Genomic DNA, 18,155 nt, shown 5'->3' with positions numbered 1-18,155 from the left:
GACGGCAGATTTGCAGTCAGCTCCCTTATGAACGCTCGGGAATCCCACCACGAGTTAATACTCATTGTTGACACATGTGCAGAAGATGGTGGTGGGGGAAGGATTCGAACCTTCGAAGTCGATGACGGCAGATTTACAGTCTGCTCCCTTTGGCCGCTCGGGAACCCCACCACGGGGTAAAGCTAGTTTGGTACTGGCCCACTTCCGTCTCGGGAAGCGCGGCGCATCATATCAAATGACGCGCCGCTGTAAAGCGTTGAAATACCAAAAATGAATCGGTTGCCTGCTTTTTGCACGTAATGGTCTAAACGCAGGCAATTCATTTTATTAATGATTAAAGAATAATCGTCCGGTTACCGTATACAAATACTCGTTGTGCCAGCACTTGATACAGCGCACGGCTCAGGACATTTTTCTCGACATCACGACCAGCGCGCATCATATCTTCTGCTGCATAGGTGTGATCCACATGAATGACGTCCTGCATAATGATTGGGCCTTCATCCAGATTGTCGTTCACATAGTGCGCAGTTGCCCCGATGATCTTTACGCCACGCTCATAAGCCTGATGATAAGGACGGGCACCGATAAAGGCTGGCAGGAACGAGTGGTGAATATTAATGATCTTATTCGGGAAGTGGGAAACAAACTCTGGAGTCAACACACGCATGTATTTCGCCAGCACCACGTAATCGGGTTGGTGGGCTTCAATCGCCTGTACCATCAGTGTGTCGTGCGCTTCACGGGTCAGCCCTTCATGGCTTACCAGTTCGAACGGAATATCGAAGCGTTCTACCAGGGAACGCAGCGTATCATGGTTACCAATAACGGCGGCAATCTCCACATCCAGCCCACCATAGTTGGCTTTCATAAGCAGATCGCCGAGGCAATGCGCCTCTTTTGTCACCAGAATTACCACGCGGCGGCGACCAGCAGGGTTCAGCTCGCGAATGGAGCCTTCCGGCAGTGCGCTATCAAGATCGGCCAACAGCGTAGCATCGTTAAAAATACCTTCCAGCTCGGTACGCATAAAAAAGCGTCCGGTGCGGTGATCAACGAACTCATTGTTCTGCACAATGTTCAGTTCGTGTTTGTAACAAATGTTGGTGATTCGCGCGATAAGGCCTTTCTGGTCAGGGCAAATGGTGCGCAAAATTTTACGTTGTAATGAATGCATTGCCGGGTAAATCCTGTTGATAATGTTTGCTATGAGGTGATGCCCGGCTTATTGCCCGCAGCACTTTTTAAATTTTTTACCTGACCCGCAAGGGCAGGGATCGTTACGGCCAAACTGAGGACGTGTACCATCGATATAATACCACTGGCCGTTCTCCTTTAAGAATCGCGAACGTTCGATTATCGCTCCGTTCTTACCCTTTTCCTGAAAGCGTGCCGCAAAACTGACATACCCTTCGTTGTCATTAACGCCTTCAGCATGCTCAAATACCGTCAGGCCCAACCAGTGTGTACCGGCAAAACCGGCTTCAATTTGCTGGCGGAATGTATTTGCTTCGCACGAGGGATGCCAGGTTTTGATCAGGTAGTCGGTCTGATGGAAAACAAAAGCGGTGTAACGCGAGCGCATCAGGCGTGACGGATCCGGCGCAACCTGCGTACCAGACAGATAAGGCTGACAACATAGGCTATAATCGAGAGCGCTACCGCATGGGCAAGATTGAGACAAAATATCATTCCAGGAACAATAAAAGCGGCGCTTTTGCGCCAGGGTAGCAATATGTTAACTGAGCCGTAGCGTTGTGGCTACAGTAAGCCGGGGGAAGTAGAACAAGCGTAATGAGAAAGGTAAAAATAGGTCTGGCGCTCGGTTCAGGCGCAGCCCGGGGCTGGTCGCATATTGGTGTAATTAATGCCCTTGAGCGTGCCGGTATTGAGATCGATATTGTGGCAGGGTGTTCCATCGGATCTCTGGTGGGTGCGGCGTATTCTTGCGGGCGATTGCCGGCGCTTGAATCGTGGGTGCGCGCCTTTAGCTACTGGGATGTACTGCGGTTGATGGATGTCTCCTGGCAGCGCGGTGGTTTGCTTCGTGGGGAACGCGTGTTCAACCAATATCGCCAGATTTTACCGTTTACTGAATTTAGCCAGTGTGAAAAGCGATTTGGCGCAGTGGCGACTAACCTGAGTACCGGGCGTGAACTCTGGTTCACCAGTGGCAATCTGCACCATGCAGTACGCGCTTCCTGTAGTATGCCTGGTCTTATGTCGCCGGTTGCGCACAATGGATACTGGCTGGTTGATGGTGCGGTCGTTAACCCGGTCCCCATTTCATTGACCCGTGCGTTAGGTGCGGATGTGGTGATTGCTGTTGATTTACAGCATGATGCGCATTTGATGCAACAGGATCTCATGTCATTAAATCTCACGCAAAACGAAGCAGAAGGCGCCGTCGGAGATACGTTAGCGTGGCATGTGCGTCTGCGGGCACGACTGGGCCGCATTTCGTCCAAACGTCCGGTAGCGCCAAGCGCGATGGAGATCATGACTACCTCGATTCAGGTGTTGGAGAACCGGCTTAAGCGCAACCGTATGGCAGGCGATCCCCCTGATATTTTGCTACAGCCTGTTTGCCCACAAATATCAACGCTAGACTTTCACCGTGCGGACGCTGCCATTGCTGCCGGTCAGTTGGCTGTTGAAAAGCAAATCGATGAATTGATTCCTCTGGTGCGGACATCCGTGTGACTATTTTTACAAGAGTTCAGCAAATTCTGACAGGCGATTCCTGGCTAAGCATGCCACTATTAGTCTATCGTCAGGCAGGGGAGGAAAGATGACGCAGCCGTTAACCGGAAAACAAATACTGATCGTTGAAGACGAGCCCGTTTTCCGCTCGCTGCTGGATTCATGGCTCCTGTCATTAGGTGCGATGACGCTGCTTGCTGGTGATGGCGTGGACGCGCTGGAGTTGATGACGACAAGTAAGCCTGATTTGATGATTTGCGATCTGGCTATGCCGCGCATGAATGGTCTGACGTTGATCGAATCGTTACGTAATCAGGGCAATCAGACACCGGTGCTGGTGATCTCCGCAACAGAAAATATGGCTGACATCGCTAAAGCACTGCGTCTTGGTGTGCAGGACGTGATGCTAAAACCGGTGAAAGATTTCAACCGCCTTAAAGAAACTATCTTTGCCTGCATTTATCCCAACATGTTTAACTCGCGCGTCGAAGAAGAGGAACGCCTGTTCCAGGACTGGGATGCGCTGGTAGGCAATCCGCAGGCTGCCGCCAATCTGTTGCAAGAACTTCAGCCACCGGTACAGCAGGTACTTTCCGGGTGTCGGGTACATTATCGCCAATTAGTTTCCGTGGAAAATCCAGGTTTGGTACTGGATATTGCGCCTATTTCTTCACAGGATCTCGCCTTTTACTGCCTGGATGTTACCCGCGCGGGGAATAACGGCGTACTGGCGGCGCTATTATTGCGGGCGTTATTTAACGGCCTGTTGCAGGAGCAACTGTCGCATCAGCGTCAGCGTTTGCCTGAAATGGGGGCGTTACTTAAACAGGTGAATCAGCTTTTGCGCCAGGCGAATTTGCCGGGGCAATTTCCGCTGCTGGTGGGCTATTACCACAGCGAGCTCAAAAACCTGATATTAGTTTCAGCCGGACTTAATGCATCGTTAAATACCGGCGATCACCACATTCAAATTAGCAGTGGTGTTCCGCTTGGTACATTGGGTAATGCTTATCTTAATCAGTTGAGCCAACGCTGCGACTCCTGGCAATGCCAGGTGTGGGGCGCAGGTGGAAGGCTGCGCTTAATGTTGAGTGCAGAATGAGCGATCGCATCATCCATTGCAGATACATTTACCTGTCGGATTAAACGGGTGGTACTATCGCCGCCAGAATATGCGTATTTTTCCTAATTAGATGTAAGCGCGTCCTTTTCAGACCTGGTTGATAGGTGGGTGCTGATATACTCAGGCGCGAGTTAATTCATGAACATGTTCAAAAATTGAACAGTCCAGGAGATTTCAATGGCTGCAATAAATTCGAAAGTGACTAAAGCAGTAATCCCGGTAGCGGGATTGGGAACCAGGATGTTACCAGCGACCAAGGCAATTCCTAAAGAAATGTTGCCGCTGGTTGATAAGCCATTAATTCAGTATGTCGTTAATGAATGTATCGCTGCAGGTATTACGGAAATCGTTCTGGTCACACATTCATCCAAAAACTCGATTGAAAACCATTTCGATACCAGTTTCGAGCTGGAAGCAATGCTGGAAAAACGTGTTAAGCGTCAGCTGCTGGAAGAGGTTCAGTCCATCTGCCCGCCGCATGTAACTATTATGCAGGTTCGTCAGGGGCTGGCGAAAGGGCTGGGACACGCGGTGCTGTGCGCACATCCTGTGGTTGGCAATGAGCCTGTTGCGGTAATTCTTCCGGACGTAATTCTGGATGAGTTTGAATCCGATCTTTCCCAGGATAACCTGGCTGAAATGATTAAACGTTTTGACGAAACGGGTGCCAGCCAGATTATGGTTGAGCCGGTTGCCGATGTGACAGCCTATGGTGTCGTTGACTGCAAAGGTGCAACGTTAAATCCAGGCGACAGCGTGCCGATGGTGGGTGTGGTGGAAAAACCAAAAGCAGACGTTGCACCATCTAATCTGGCCGTGGTAGGCCGTTACGTGCTGAGCGAACAGATTTGGCCGCTGTTGGCGAAAACGCCTCCGGGAGCGGGTGATGAGATTCAGCTTACCGATGCGATTGATATGTTAATCGAAAAAGAAACGGTTGAAGCTTATCATATGAAAGGCAAAAGCCATGATTGTGGTAATAAGCTGGGATATATGCAGGCGTTCGTAGAATACGGTCTCCGTCACAATTCTCTGGGCGCAGAATTTAAAACCTGGCTGGAAGATACTGTAGGCGTCAGAAAAGCATAATTTTCTACCTGTCGCCCCAAATAAGGCTGGAGACAATAGTGCAATGCACTGATCATCTCCGGCCTTTTTATTTTTATGTTTCCGAGTGAAACATCTGTTAACTTCTTCTCTTAAAAACAAAGCGCACAAAAAGAATAAAATGATGCTGAGAATTTAAACGAAGGCAAGCGATAAGTATGAACGGGGATGGCAATACACTATCTTTGTGAAGATATTGTGTGTTTCATCAAAAAAAATCCCGCCACTGGCGGGATTTTTCTGATACAGGCGGGATTACTCGTTGATCAGGAAATCTTCGAGCTGCTTGCCTTGTTCGTCCATCGCTTTTTTGATAACGGCAGGAGTACGACCCTGGCCAGTCCAGGTTTTAGTTTCACCGTTTTCATCAACGTAGCTATATTTAGCCGGACGTACTGCGCGTTTAGCTTTTGTACCGGATTTAGCAGCTGAAAGGCTATTCAACAATTCATTCGGGTCAATACCGTCAGCCATCAGCATGTCACGATATTGTTGAAGTTTACGCGTACGTTCTTCAACTTCAGCGGCGGCGGCACTTTCTTCCTCGCGACGCTCAGTTACCACAACTTCTAATTTTTCCAGCATTTCTTCGAGCGTTTCCAGGGTGCATTCTCTTGCCTGCGCACGAAGAGTACGGATGTTGTTCAGAATTTTAAGTGCTTCACTCATTGTTGTAATCTCAAACTTATATTGGGGTGGTTTGTTGGGCTAATAATAGAGCGTTAATTTGACCAGTGCAATAGCTGAGAATGTAAGGAATTCAAAATACCCATTTATTTCGATGATTTTTAAATATCACTAACTTAAATTTGGCTTGAAGAATCGCACAAAACAGCGCTTATACCGACGGCAAACTCCACCATCATGATCATAGCTGCTTCGATTAATCCGGAAAGGGTTATAGGCGCAATGGATAAATAACGGCTTTTTGTATTGCGACATCAGATGGTTGTTTTCTTCTAACTTATTAATAAGTTCTGAACCATAAGCTCAGAATGCTCTGATTAAAAAGAGCATGTATGCGGCGCGGTTTCTAATTGCTGTCTCTTTGGCAGTAACAAACCATTGCGTAAAGTTGCCTTATATCTATGAGTCCATCATCGGGCTCGATTTACTCAGGGTTAGCGCTGGCTCAGGGTTAGCCGGATAAAATATGGTACAATTGCTGCCGGAATAACACACTTTGATTGGGGTTTTGCACGCAATGGCACAGCTTTATTTCTACTATTCAGCAATGAATGCAGGGAAATCTACAGCGTTACTACAGTCTTCGTACAATTATCAGGAACGCGGTATGCGTTCGGTAGTCTACACCGCTGAAATTGACGATCGCTTCGGAGCAGGGAAGGTAAGTTCACGTATTGGATTATCCTCACCCGCACGTTTGTTCAATCAACACACTGCATTATTCGAAGAAATAAAAGCTGAACATGCGCGTGAAGCGGTGCATTGCGTGCTGGTGGATGAGAGCCAGTTTTTAACACGTGAACAGGTCTATGCATTGTCTGAAGTTGTTGACCAACTGGATATTCCGGTGCTGTGCTATGGGCTGCGTACTGATTTTCGCGGCGAGCTGTTTGTGGGAAGCCAATATTTACTCGCATGGTCAGATAAACTGGTCGAACTGAAAACCATCTGTTTCTGCGGACGTAAAGCCAGCATGGTACTGCGCCTGGATCAGGCCGGACGTCCCTACAATGAAGGGGAGCAGGTGGTGATAGGCGGTAATGAGCGCTATGTCTCTGTCTGTCGTAAACACTACAAAGAAGCCCTTGTAGAAGGTTCGTTAGCGGCGATACAGCAACGCGTTCGCGGGACAACATCCAATTGTTGAGTTTATATAAAAAACCGCCGCAGCGCTGAGAGTTCCCCGGTAATGGGCAGGTAAAAAGGCAGGTATTGAGTTTTGTGATCTACCGATTTGTGTAACCATTTAATGAGATCACCTCTATACCTGCTCGTCAGGTATGCCAGATTTTTTCCCCGTGATGCGTTAGCGCCATGACACTAATACCGACAAAATGCTTTGCTGGATGCCACCCTACCATTGCACTTATTCAATGATATCACTGACGCTGACCAGTGTTGGGTGTTAGTTGGCATGGCTTAGGTCAAAAAGAAAATTAAAAGTATTGATTGTCTGCTCGGTAATAAATCTCTTCCTGGTGATATTCCACTGATTTTCAGAAGACTTATTGCATTCCTGTCGTGGTATAGCAAACAGAAGATACCCGTTAAGCCGCAACAGAAGCGTGGCTAATGTTCAGCAGCACGGATGACTTCAGTCCATGAAAATCATGAAGTTATACAGCCGTCGAATGGAAATTGTACAGTGGGAAAAATGCGGATACTGAGCACAACAGTACTGTAGCTATAGGCTATGGTACTGAAAAAAGGATTATATCTGAGGTGTCAGGACAACAGCATAAAATCACAGCGGGTTATATTGTATCTGACGTTAGCGGAGAATGTCTTGCGACACTCTCCGCTAATTTTAAAACGAACAGTGCTGAGCACTGTTCTTAATCACCTCGCCAAAACCTACCAGAATACGGTGTTGGTTTATAGGTGCTGATTTTAAGCGGTTTTCTTCGCTTTTTTATCTGCTTTTACAGCCGGTGCTACTACCGCTTCAACTTTCGCTGCTGCCGCATGACCTTCTTTGTACTCACGACCATAGAAGGTATCCAGAAGGATTTGTTTCAATTCGGAGATCAGCGGATAACGCGGGTTTGCGCCGGTGCACTGGTCATCAAATGCGTCTTCAGACAGTTTATCCACGTTCGCAAGGAAATCTGCTTCCTGCACGCCAGCTTCACGGATAGATTTCGGAATACCCAGTTCAGCTTTCATGCTTTCCAGCCACGCCAGCAGTTTTTCAATTTTCGCTGCAGTACGGTCGCCAGGAGCGCTCAGGCCCAGGTGATCGGCGATCTCAGCATAGCGGCGACGCGCCTGCGGACGATCGTACTGGCTGAAAGCCGTTTGCTTGGTCGGGTTGTCATTCGCGTTGTAGCGGATAACGTTACAGATCAGCAGGGCGTTAGCCAGACCGTGCGGAATATGGAACTGTGAGCCCAGTTTATGCGCCATTGAGTGACACACACCGAGGAAGGCGTTCGCAAACGCGATACCGGCGATGGTCGCTGCACTGTGAACACGTTCACGCGCTACCGGGTTTTTGGAACCTTCGTTGTAAGACGCTGGCAGGTTTTCTTTCAACAGTTTCAGCGCTTGCAACGCCTGACCATCAGAGAATTCAGATGCCAGTACAGAAACATAAGCTTCCAGTGCGTGAGTCACCGCGTCCAGGCCACCGAAAGCACACAACGATTTCGGCATTTCCATAACGAGGTTGGCGTCGACAATCGCCATATCCGGAGTCAGAGCATAATCCGCCAGCGGGTATTTCTGACCGGTTGCATCATCGGTCACCACAGCAAACGGCGTCACTTCAGAACCGGTACCGGAAGTGGTGGTGATAGCAACCATTTTCGCTTTCACGCCCATTTTCGGGAACTTGTAGATACGTTTACGGATGTCCATAAAGCGCAGCGCCAGCTCTTCAAAATGGGTTTCCGGGTGTTCATACATAACCCACATGATTTTCGCGGCGTCCATCGGGGAACCACCGCCAAGCGCGATGATAATGTCCGGTTTGAAGGAGTTAGCCAGTTCAGCACCTTTACGCACGATGGTCAGTGTCGGGTCAGCTTCAACTTCGAAGAACACTTCAGTTTCCACGCCAGCAGCTTTCAGCACAGAGGTGATCTGGTCTGCGTAGCCATTGTTGAACAGGAAACGGTCGGTCACGATAAGCGCGCGTTTGTGACCATCAGTAATCACTTCATCCAGCGCGATTGGCAGGGAGCCACGGCGGAAGTAGATAGATTTCGGAAGTTTATGCCACAACATGTTTTCAGCTCGCTTAGCAACGGTTTTCTTGTTGATCAGGTGTTTTGGACCAACGTTTTCGGAGATGGAGTTACCACCCCAGGAACCACAACCCAGAGTCAGGGAAGGCGCGAGTTTAAAGTTATACAGGTCACCGATACCACCCTGTGATGCCGGGGTGTTGATCAGGATACGTGCGGTTTTCATCTTCTGACCGAAGAAGGCAACACGTTCCGGCTGGTTATCCTGGTCGGTGTACAGGCAGGAGGTATGGCCGATACCGCCCATGGCGACCAGTTTCTCAGCTTTTTCTACCGCGTCTTCGAAGTCTTTCGCACGGTACATTGCCAGCGTCGGGGAGAGTTTTTCATGTGCAAAGGGTTCACTTTCATCAACCACTTTCACTTCACCAATCAGGATTTTGGTCGTGGCAGGAACGGTGAATCCGGCAAGCTCAGCAATTTTATAGGCTGGCTGACCAACGATAGCGGCATTCAGCGCGCCATTTTTCAGGATAATGTCCTGAACTGCTTTCAGTTCTTTACCCTGCAACAGGTAGCCGCCATGGCTGGCGAAACGTTCGCGAACGGCGTCATACGCAGAATCGACAACAACGACAGATTGTTCAGATGCGCAGATCACGCCGTTATCGAAGGTTTTGGACATCAATACGGATGCGACGGCACGTTTGATATCGGCAGTTTCGTCGATAACAACCGGGGTGTTACCTGCGCCTACGCCAATTGCTGGTTTACCGGAACTGTACGCCGCTTTAACCATACCCGGACCACCGGTGGCCAGAATCAGGTTAATGTCCGGGTGGTGCATCAGTGCGTTGGATAATTCAACGGACGGTTGGTCGATCCAGCCGATCAAATCTTTCGGCGCGCCAGCGGCAATCGCAGCTTGCAGAACGATGTCTGCGGCTTTGTTAGTAGCATCTTTAGCGCGCGGATGGGGAGAGAAGATGATTGCGTTACGTGTCTTCAGGCTAATCAGCGATTTGAAGATAGCAGTAGATGTTGGGTTAGTGGTCGGAACGATACCACAGATGATGCCAATAGGTTCCGCGATGGTGATGGTGCCGAAGGTATCATCTTCAGACAGTACACCACAGGTTTTCTCATCTTTATAGGCGTTGTAGATATACTCAGAAGCGAAGTGGTTTTTAATCACTTTATCTTCAATGATACCCATACCGGATTCGGCAACGGCCATTTTCGCGAGAGGGATTCGAGCATCTGCGGCTGCCAGTGCGGCGGCACGGAAGATTTTGTCTACTTGCTCTTGAGTAAAGTTGGCATATTCACGCTGGGCTTTCTTCACACGTTCGACGAGTGCGTTAAGTTCAGCGACATTAGTAACAGCCATAATGCTCTCCTGATAATGTTAAACTCTTTTAGTAAACCGTCTGCCCATGGCGAAATTATAGACAGGTCGGCTACAGGTTGCATAAAGCTCAGAAAAACAAAGATTTAACGCCAACCCAATACTACTGGTTTACTGAAAGAGCCTAAACAGAAAAGTCGCATTTATTGACGATCTTGCTCTCTTTTCGTGGCTTCAAGATTACCTACTTCTGAGTAAGTAATGCGTGATCTGTGTCAACTTTCAGAGAGGCTGACACCTTTCAGCAGGCCATTTTTGGGGGTTGTATCAAATGTTAATGGCATTTGGCCTGGCGCGCTGTAAGGTTATCACAATTACAACAACTATGTAACGCGCTGTATTGCATGGTTTTTCTGCAAATCTTGATGAATAGCGGCAGGAAAACGCGTATCTTCAGCATGGATTTTCCTGCCAGGCCGATATAGTTGATATTAGGGCGTCATTACGGAGCTTACAGCGGTGCAAACAATGATAGATATACCTCTTTATTTTAAATTTTTTATTGGCCTTTTTGCGCTGGTGAACCCAGTTGGCATCATTCCGGTTTTTATCAGCATGACCAGTTACCAGATGGCTGGGACAAGGAATAAAACCAACCTTACAGCAAACGTCTCAGTGGCAATTATCCTGTGGATTTCTTTATTTCTCGGTAATGGAATTTTGCAGCTATTCGGCATCTCGATTGATTCGTTCCGCATTGCTGGCGGCATTCTGGTTGTCACCATTGCCATGTCGATGATCAGCGGCAAACTCGGTGAAGATAAACAGAATAAACAAGAGAAGTCAGAAACCGCGATTCGCGAAAGTATCGGCGTGGTGCCGCTGGCATTACCTTTGATGGCGGGGCCAGGTGCCATCAGTTCCACGATTGTGTGGGGAACGCGTTATCATAACCTTGTGCATTTAATCGGTTTTACTGTGGCAATTGCCTTGTTTGCTTTCTGTTCGTGGGGATTGTTTCGCATCGCGCCATGGTTAGTGCGTTTACTGGGTCAAACCGGCATCAACGTTATCACACGTATTATGGGGTTATTATTGATGGCGCTGGGCATTGAGTTTATTGTTGGCGGCATAAGATCCTTGTTCCCCGGCCTGCTGAACTGATTCACCTTTGTACTAAGTACGGCTGAGCTTGTTATCTCTTCCTTTATATAGCAGTAAATTCAGCCGCTACAAACCCGCCTGGAAAAGTGAAAAATTAGTAAAAGATATGAAGAATGCGCAAAGCGGCGCGAAATATAATAATTTACACTCATCAGAAAATCTGTTCCCAATCAGTGAATTATAAGTAACGTGAATCTATCTTGCGCGTATTTCGTGCAATTGAGGCTGTTATTTCTTTCACACCATACTATTGGGCTTGCCGTGACATAATCGAAATGATATTAGTACTTTCAGACATTCCTGCAGATGAATGTGCTAAAAAGCAGTCAGTTGTTGATTATTTGCTCAAAATAACGCGGCATCTGCTAAAAAGCATTACATGGTGGTAATGCTTCCTTATCTTCTTGATTTAAAAAGATAAAAAATAAAAGGAGGCTGTGCATGCAGCGCTTCATAGTCGGTGTCGCGTCGCAAAAGAGAAATGGTTAACAAATTTGCAAATTGTATTGGCGGCAGTGTGAGGCATTTGATATTTTCCGCCCTTATATCTATCGCCTTATAATTTGCAAGATAAACAATATAGATGAGAATCGTTTTCATATAACGACCATCGCCACGTTCAGAGCTGCCTCGACAGGGGAGGCAGTGTACCGAATCGACGTAAGATTGCCGTTTGAGCGATCCGTAATAAAAAAAGTCGGTGATAGCAGCAGTAAAAAAAGATGTCTGATAGCGCCAAAAGCTCCTGCGCTCTTCAGGCCCCCACAGGGGATGAAACACGCTGATGTTAACGTCAGTAATTATAATGAGTGGAGTATCAACACAATGTCCATCATCACAAAGAAAAGTCTGGTAGCAGCTGGAATTCTGGCTGCGCTAATTACCGGCAACGCGGCAATGGCTGCCGACGTTCCGGCAGGTGTTCAACTGGCGGATAATCAGACGCTGGTCCGTAATAACGGTTCTGAAGTGCAATCTCTCGACCCCCATAAAATTGAAGGGGTTCCTGAATCCAACATCAACCGCGATCTGTTCGAAGGTCTGCTGATTTCTGATGTTGAAGGCCACCCAACAGCCGGTGTTGCAGAGAAGTGGGAAAACAAAGATTTTAAAGTCTGGACCTTCCATCTGCGCAAAAACGCAAAATGGTCAGACGGTACGCCGGTAACGGCGCAAGATTTCGTCTACAGCTGGCAGCGCCTGGCGGATCCGAAAACGGCTTCTCCGTATGCGAGCTACCTGCAATACGGCCATATCGCTAATATCGACGATGTTATCGCCGGTAAAAAACCGGTCACCGATCTCGGCGTAAAAGCTATCGATGACAACACGTTTGAAGTGACGCTTAGCGAGCCGGTTCCTTATTTCTACAAACTGCTGGTTCACCCTTCAGTTTCTGCTGTGCCTAAAGCCGCTATTGAGAAATTCGGTGAAAAGTGGACTCAGCCAGCCAATATCGTCACCAACGGTGCTTACAAACTGAAAGACTGGGTGGTCAACGAACGTATCGTTCTTGAGCGTAACACCAACTATTGGGATAACGCTAAAACGGTTATTAACCAGGTCACCTATCTGCCGATCTCTTCTGAGGTGACGGACGTTAACCGCTATCGCAGCGGCGAAATCGACATGACTTACAACAATATGCCGATTGAACTGTTCCAGAAGCTGAAAAAAGAGATTCCTAAAGAAGTACATGTCGATCCGTACCTGTGCACTTATTATTACGAAATCAACAACCAAAAAGCGCCATTCACTGACGTTCGTGTTCGTACCGCACTGAAACTGGCGCTGGATCGCGACATCATCGTCAATAAAGTGAAAAACCAGGGTGATCTGCCAGCATACAGCTACACGCCGCCGTATACCGATGGTGCAAAACTGACTGAACCGGCCTGGTTCAAAATGACCCAGGAACAGCGTAATGCCGAAGCGAAAAAACTGCTTGCCGAAGCGGGTTATACTGCGGACAAGCCGCTCTCCTTCAGCCTGCTGTACAACACGTCTGATCTGCATAAAAAACTGGCGATCGCTGTGGCTTCCATCTGGAAGAAAAACCTTGGTGCTAACGTAACGCTGGAAAACCAGGAGTGGAAAACCTTCCTCGACACGCGTCATCAGGGCACCTTTGATGTGGCACGTGCGGGCTGGTGTGCGGATTACAACGAGCCGACCTCCTTCCTGAATACCATGCTGTCCGACAGCTCTAACAATACCGCACACTATAAGAGTCCGGCGTTTGACAAGCTGATTAGCGACACGCTGAAAGTCACTGACGAAGCGCAACGCACTGAGCTTTATTCCAAAGCTGAACAGCAACTGGACAAAGACTCGGCGATCGTTCCGGTGTATTACTACGTAAACGCCCGTCTGGTGAAAACCTGGGTTGGCGGCTATACCGGTAAAGACCCGATGGATAATATCTACGTTAAAAACTTGTATATTATCAAGCATTAATGGCAATGAGTGAGGCAGGGTGACCTGCCTCACAGTGTCTTATTTTTTACGCAACAGAATACACATCATGCGCAGATGGCTGAATTGCCATCTGGAAGCGAATGTGTAAAAGGCACAGGCCAGAAGGTACGGGCAATGTTGAAATTTATCCTACGTCGCTGTCTTGAAGCGATTCCAACGCTTTTCATCCTTATCACGATTTCGTTCTTTATGATGCGTCTTGCGCCGGGTAGTCCTTTTACCGGTGAACGTGCGCTTGCGCCGGAAGTGATGGCGAATATTGAAGCGAAATACCATTTAAACGATCCGATCACTACGCAATACTTCAGCTATCTGAAACAGTTAGCACATTTTGATTTCGGACCGTCATTTAAATACAAAGATTACACCGTGAACGATCTGGTTGCGGCCAGCTTCCCGGTTTCAGCGAAATTAGGGGCAGCAGCCTTTATTCTTGCCATTGTTTTTGGCGTTACCGCAGGCGTTGTTGCTGCGTTAAACCAGAACACAAAATGGGACTATACGGTAATGGGACTGGCAATGACCGGGGTGGTGATCCCGAGTTTTGTTGTCGCGCCATTATTAGTGATGATCTTCGCCATCATATTGAAATGGCTGCCCGCCGGTGGCTGGAATGGCGGTGCACTGAAATTTATGATCCTGCCGATGGTTGCCCTCTCTCTGGCCTATATCGCCAGCATCGCGCGTATTACGCGCGGTTCAATGATTGAGGTATTACACTCAAACTTTATTCGTACCGCGCGAGCGAAAGGCCTGCCGATGCGTCGCATTATCTTCCGTCACGCGCTAAAACCCGCGTTGCTGCCGGTACTCTCTTATATGGGGCCTGCGTTTGTCGGCATTATTACCGGTTCAATGGTCATCGAGACCATTTATGGCCTGCCGGGTATTGGCCAGCTGTTTGTAAACGGCGCACTGAACCGTGACTATTCACTGGTGCTGAGCCTGACCATTCTTGTCGGGACACTGACCATTATCTTTAATGCGATCGTCGATGTGCTGTATGCCGTTATCGATCCGAAGATCCGTTATTAACACTGGAGTTCGCCATGATGTTAAGTAAGAAAAACAGCGAGGCGCTGGAAAACTTCAGTGAGAAACTCGAAGTCGAAGGACGTAGCCTGTGGCAGGATGCTCGTCGTCGCTTTATGCATAACCGGGCGGCAGTCGCCAGTCTGGTTGTGTTGTTGTTGATCGCACTGTTTGTGATACTGGCGCCAATGGTTTCACAATTCACCTACTTCGATACCGACTGGGGCATGATGTCGAGCCAGCCGGATATGGAGACTGGCCACTATTTTGGTACCGACTCCTCCGGGCGCGATCTGCTGGTGCGCGTGGCTATCGGCGGACGTATCTCGCTGATGGTCGGTATTGCAGCGGCGCTGGTGGCAGTCGTGGTTGGTACGCTGTACGGATCGCTTTCCGGTTATCTCGGTGGCAAGACAGATTCTGTCATGATGCGTCTGCTGGAAATCCTCAACTCCTTCCCGTTTATGTTCTTCGTTATCCTGCTGGTGACCTTTTTTGGGCAAAATATTCTGCTCATTTTTGTGGCGATCGGCATGGTCTCCTGGCTGGATATGGCGCGTATCGTTCGTGGCCAGACCCTAAGCCTGAAGCGTAAAGAGTTTATCGAAGCGGCGCAGGTTGGCGGTGTTTCCACGGCGAATATCGTGGTGCGCCACATTGTACCGAATGTACTGGGTGTAGTGGTGGTGTACGCGTCGCTGCTGGTACCTAGCATGATCCTGTTCGAGTCCTTCCTTAGCTTTCTGGGGCTGGGTACGCAGGAGCCGCTGAGCAGTTGGGGGGCGTTGTTAAGCGATGGCGCCAACTCGATGGAAGTGTCTCCATGGTTGCTGCTGTTCCCGGCGGGTTTCCTCGTTGTTACCCTGTTCTGTTTTAACTTTATCGGCGATGGCCTGCGTGATGCCCTCGACCCGAAAGATCGTTAAGGAGTGCTGTCATGAGCATTACTGAAACCTCATTAGCGTCCACGACGCGACAGCAATCGGACCTTCTGCTGGATGTCAAAGATTTACGGGTCACTTTCCAGACGCCGGATGGCGATGTTACGGCGGTTAACGATCTCAATTTCTCGCTGCGCGCGGGTGAAACACTGGGTATCGTTGGTGAGTCAGGTTCCGGAAAGTCACAGACCGCATTTGCATTGATGGGGCTGCTGGCGGCTAACGGTCGCATTGGTGGTTCTGCGACGTTTAACGGTAAAGAGATCCTCAATTTGCCGGAACAGGCGTTGAACAAACTGCGTGCCGAGCAGATCTCCATGATTTTCCAGGATCCAATGACCTCGTTGAACCCGTATATGCGAGTTGGCGAGCAGTTAATGGAAGTCCTGATGTTGCATAAAGGCATGGGCAAAGCGGAAGCGTTTGAAGAATCCGTTAAAATGCTCAATGCGGTGAAAATGCCGGAAGCGCGTAAGCGCATGCGTATGTATCCGCATGAGTTTTCCGGTGGCATGCGTCAGCGTGTAATGATCGCGATGGCTCTGCTGTGTCGGCCGAAATTACTGATTGCTGACGAGCCGACCACCGCACTGGATGTGACTGTGCAGGCGCAGATCATGACCTTGCTGAATGAACTGAAACGTGAATTCAACACCGCGATTATTATGATCACCCATGACCTCGGCGTGGTTGCCGGGATTTGCGACAAAGTGCTGGTGATGTATGCCGGGCGTACCATGGAATATGGCAACGCGCGTGATGTGTTCTACCAGCCGTCTCATCCTTACTCCATCGGCTTGCTAAGCGCTGTGCCGCGTCTGGATGCGGAAGGTGAAGCGTTGTTGACCATTCCGGGCAACCCGCCGAACTTACTGCGTCTGCCGAAAGGCTGTCCGTTCCAGCCGCGCTGCCCGCACGCGATGGAAATCTGTAACAGTGCTCCACCGCTGGAGCAGTTTGCCCCAGGCCGTCTGCGCGCCTGCTTTAAGTCGGTGGAGGAGCTTGCATGAACGCGATGACCGAAGAGAGAAAAGTGCTGCTGGAAATCGCCGATCTGAAGGTGCATTTCGATATCAAAGATGGCAAACAGTGGTTCTGGCAACCAGCAAAAACCCTGAAAGCGGTCGATGGCGTCACTCTGCGTCTGTACGAAGGGGAAACCCTCGGTGTAGTGGGTGAGTCCGGCTGCGGTAAATCGACCTTTGCCCGTGCGATTATCGGGCTGGTAAAAGCCACCGACGGTAAAGTTGCCTGGCTGGGTAAAGATCTGCTGGGCATGAAACCGGAAGAGTGGCGCGATGTACGTAGCGATATCCAGATGATTTTCCAGGATCCGCTGGCGTCGCTGAACCCACGTATGACTATCGGGGAGATCATTGCCGAGCCGTTGCGTACTTATCACCCGAAAATGCCGCGTCAGGAAGTACGCGATCGCGTGAAGACGATGATGATGAAGGTCGGTTTGTTGCCAAACCTGATCAACCGCTACCCGCACGAGTTTTCCGGCGGTCAGTGTCAGCGTATTGGTATTGCTCGCGCGCTGATCCTCGAACCTAAGCTGATTATCTGCGACGAGCCGGTATCCGCACTGGATGTGTCGATTCAGGCGCAGGTGGTAAACCTGCTGCAACAACTGCAACGTGAAATGGGGTTGTCACTGATCTTTATCGCCCATGACCTGGCTGTTGTGAAGCACATCTCTGATCGCGTACTGGTGATGTACCTCGGGCACGCCGTTGAGTTAGGCACTTACGATGAGGTGTATCAGAACCCGCTACATCCGTACACCAAAGCGCTGATGTCGGCCGTGCCGGTTCCCGATCCGGATTTGGAAAAGAATAAAACTATCCAGTTGCTGGAAGGGGATTTACCGTCGCCAATTAACCCGCCGTCAGGTTGTGTCTTCCGTACCCGCTGCCCGATTGCCGGGCCGGAATGCGCTCAGACGCGGCCGGTACTGGAGGGCAGTTTCCGCCATGCGGTCTCTTGCCTGAAAGTCGACCCGTTATAAGTGATGCTAAAAAGGGCTGACATTTGTCAGCCCTTTTTACGCTCATCTGAATGCCACCTCCTGTGGAGGTGGTCAGCAAAAAGTTGGCTCTGCCAGTAATGCTACCCATGGGAAAATCCGAATCCGTTATCCCCATAACTGATAAGGATTTAACCATGAGTAGGTTCACAAAAGCATCTCATGTGCTTTGGTGTTGTCAATATCATATAGTCTGGACACCCAAATGCCGATTTCGCATCCTACGGAACAATGTTGGCAAAGAAGTTTACAAACAGATAAGGATTTCAAGTGAACAGCTCGGAATAGAAGTAGTGGAGCTGAATGTTCAGTTAGATCATGTTCATCTGCTAGTAAAAATCCCCCCGAAATTATC

General features: G+C 49.1%; 15 protein-coding genes, 1 tRNA gene and 1 pseudogene. 12 read left to right on the top strand and 5 right to left on the bottom strand.

The annotated features are described in order from the left end of the window. Nucleotides 1-86 precede the first annotated feature (86 nt). The 3 genes from GA0061070_RS22785 to GA0061070_RS22775 form a co-directional block, all read right to left on the bottom strand. Nucleotides 87-171 (bottom strand) — tRNA-Tyr (locus GA0061070_RS22785). A gap of 163 nt (nt 172-334) precedes the next feature. Further along, nucleotides 335-1,177 carry a formyltetrahydrofolate deformylase gene (gene purU / locus GA0061070_RS22780; RefSeq protein WP_090138650.1) on the bottom strand — a complete coding sequence of 281 codons (843 nt, stop codon included), beginning with the start codon at nt 1,175-1,177 and terminating at the stop codon, nt 335-337. Nucleotides 1,178-1,225: 48 nt separating this feature from the next. Then, complete coding sequence (locus tag GA0061070_RS22775) at nt 1,226-1,684, bottom strand: YchJ family protein (RefSeq protein WP_090138648.1); 459 nt, start codon at nt 1,682-1,684, stop codon at nt 1,226-1,228. 110 nt (nt 1,685-1,794) lie between these two features. Here GA0061070_RS22775 and rssA point away from each other — a divergent pair, with 110 nt between their 5' ends. The 3 genes from rssA (at nt 1,795) to galU (ending at nt 4,915) form a co-directional block, all read left to right on the top strand. Next, nucleotides 1,795-2,703: a patatin-like phospholipase RssA gene (gene rssA / locus GA0061070_RS22770; protein ID WP_090138646.1), complete on the top strand. Its 909-nt coding sequence runs from the start codon at nt 1,795-1,797 to the stop codon at nt 2,701-2,703. A gap of 88 nt (nt 2,704-2,791) precedes the next feature. Further along, the gene (gene rssB, locus GA0061070_RS22765; protein ID WP_090138644.1) at nt 2,792-3,805 is read left to right on the top strand and encodes a two-component system response regulator RssB; all 1,014 of its coding nucleotides are present in this window, start codon (nt 2,792-2,794) and stop codon (nt 3,803-3,805) included. Between the two features lie 198 nt (nt 3,806-4,003). Next, complete coding sequence (galU, locus tag GA0061070_RS22760) at nt 4,004-4,915, top strand: UTP--glucose-1-phosphate uridylyltransferase GalU (protein WP_090138642.1); 912 nt, start codon at nt 4,004-4,006, stop codon at nt 4,913-4,915. Nucleotides 4,916-5,188: 273 nt separating this feature from the next. Here galU and hns read toward each other — a convergent pair whose 3' ends face one another. Then, on the bottom strand, nt 5,189-5,602 hold the full coding sequence (hns, locus tag GA0061070_RS22755; RefSeq protein ID WP_090138640.1) for a histone-like nucleoid-structuring protein H-NS: 414 nt from the start codon (nt 5,600-5,602) through the stop codon (nt 5,189-5,191). Between the two features lie 535 nt (nt 5,603-6,137). Between hns and tdk the strand changes: the two genes are divergently transcribed. Together tdk and GA0061070_RS26080 are read left to right on the top strand one after the other, a co-directional pair. Then, nucleotides 6,138-6,767, top strand: coding sequence for a thymidine kinase (gene tdk / locus GA0061070_RS22750; protein WP_090138638.1), 630 nt, complete (start codon nt 6,138-6,140; stop codon nt 6,765-6,767). 404 nt (nt 6,768-7,171) lie between these two features. Further along, a pseudogene (locus tag GA0061070_RS26080) lies at nt 7,172-7,508 on the top strand (IS4 family transposase); the annotation flags it as partial. 2 nt (nt 7,509-7,510) lie between these two features. On the opposite strand, the gene adhE reads toward GA0061070_RS26080, so the two are convergent. After that, on the bottom strand, nt 7,511-10,198 hold the full coding sequence (gene adhE, locus GA0061070_RS22740; protein ID WP_090138636.1) for a bifunctional acetaldehyde-CoA/alcohol dehydrogenase: 2,688 nt from the start codon (nt 10,196-10,198) through the stop codon (nt 7,511-7,513). Nucleotides 10,199-10,684: 486 nt separating this feature from the next. On the opposite strand from adhE, the gene GA0061070_RS22735 reads away from it, so the two are divergent. The 7 genes from GA0061070_RS22735 to tnpA form a co-directional block, all read left to right on the top strand. Next, complete coding sequence (locus GA0061070_RS22735) at nt 10,685-11,320, top strand: YchE family NAAT transporter (RefSeq protein WP_090138634.1); 636 nt, start codon at nt 10,685-10,687, stop codon at nt 11,318-11,320. Nucleotides 11,321-12,145: 825 nt separating this feature from the next. Next, nucleotides 12,146-13,777 carry an oligopeptide ABC transporter substrate-binding protein OppA gene (gene oppA / locus GA0061070_RS22730; protein ID WP_090138652.1) on the top strand — a complete coding sequence of 544 codons (1,632 nt, stop codon included), beginning with the start codon at nt 12,146-12,148 and terminating at the stop codon, nt 13,775-13,777. A gap of 135 nt (nt 13,778-13,912) precedes the next feature. Then, entirely contained in the window at nt 13,913-14,833 is a 921-nt protein-coding gene (oppB, locus tag GA0061070_RS22725; RefSeq protein WP_090120605.1) for an oligopeptide ABC transporter permease OppB, read from the top strand. Between the two features lie 14 nt (nt 14,834-14,847). Then, on the top strand, nt 14,848-15,756 hold the full coding sequence (oppC, locus tag GA0061070_RS22720) for an oligopeptide ABC transporter permease OppC (RefSeq protein ID WP_090138631.1): 909 nt from the start codon (nt 14,848-14,850) through the stop codon (nt 15,754-15,756). 11 nt (nt 15,757-15,767) lie between these two features. After that, the gene (gene oppD, locus GA0061070_RS22715; protein WP_090138629.1) at nt 15,768-16,781 is read left to right on the top strand and encodes an ABC transporter ATP-binding protein; all 1,014 of its coding nucleotides are present in this window, start codon (nt 15,768-15,770) and stop codon (nt 16,779-16,781) included. Continuing rightward, a complete protein-coding gene (gene oppF / locus GA0061070_RS22710) occupies nt 16,778-17,782 on the top strand; it encodes a murein tripeptide/oligopeptide ABC transporter ATP-binding protein OppF (RefSeq protein ID WP_090138627.1) in 1,005 nt (334 codons plus the stop codon). Before oppD ends, oppF begins: the two co-directional genes overlap by 4 nt. A gap of 155 nt (nt 17,783-17,937) precedes the next feature. Further along, on the top strand, nt 17,938-18,155 hold a 218-nt coding region (gene tnpA, locus GA0061070_RS22705), incomplete at its 3' end, for an IS200/IS605 family transposase (RefSeq protein WP_139109822.1).

Origin of the sequence: Kosakonia oryziphila, from assembly GCF_900094795.1 — a bacterium.
In the GTDB taxonomy this organism is placed as follows: Bacteria; Pseudomonadota; Gammaproteobacteria; order Enterobacterales; family Enterobacteriaceae; genus Kosakonia; species Kosakonia oryziphila.
This window is presented reverse-complemented; position numbering and strand designations above follow the sequence as displayed.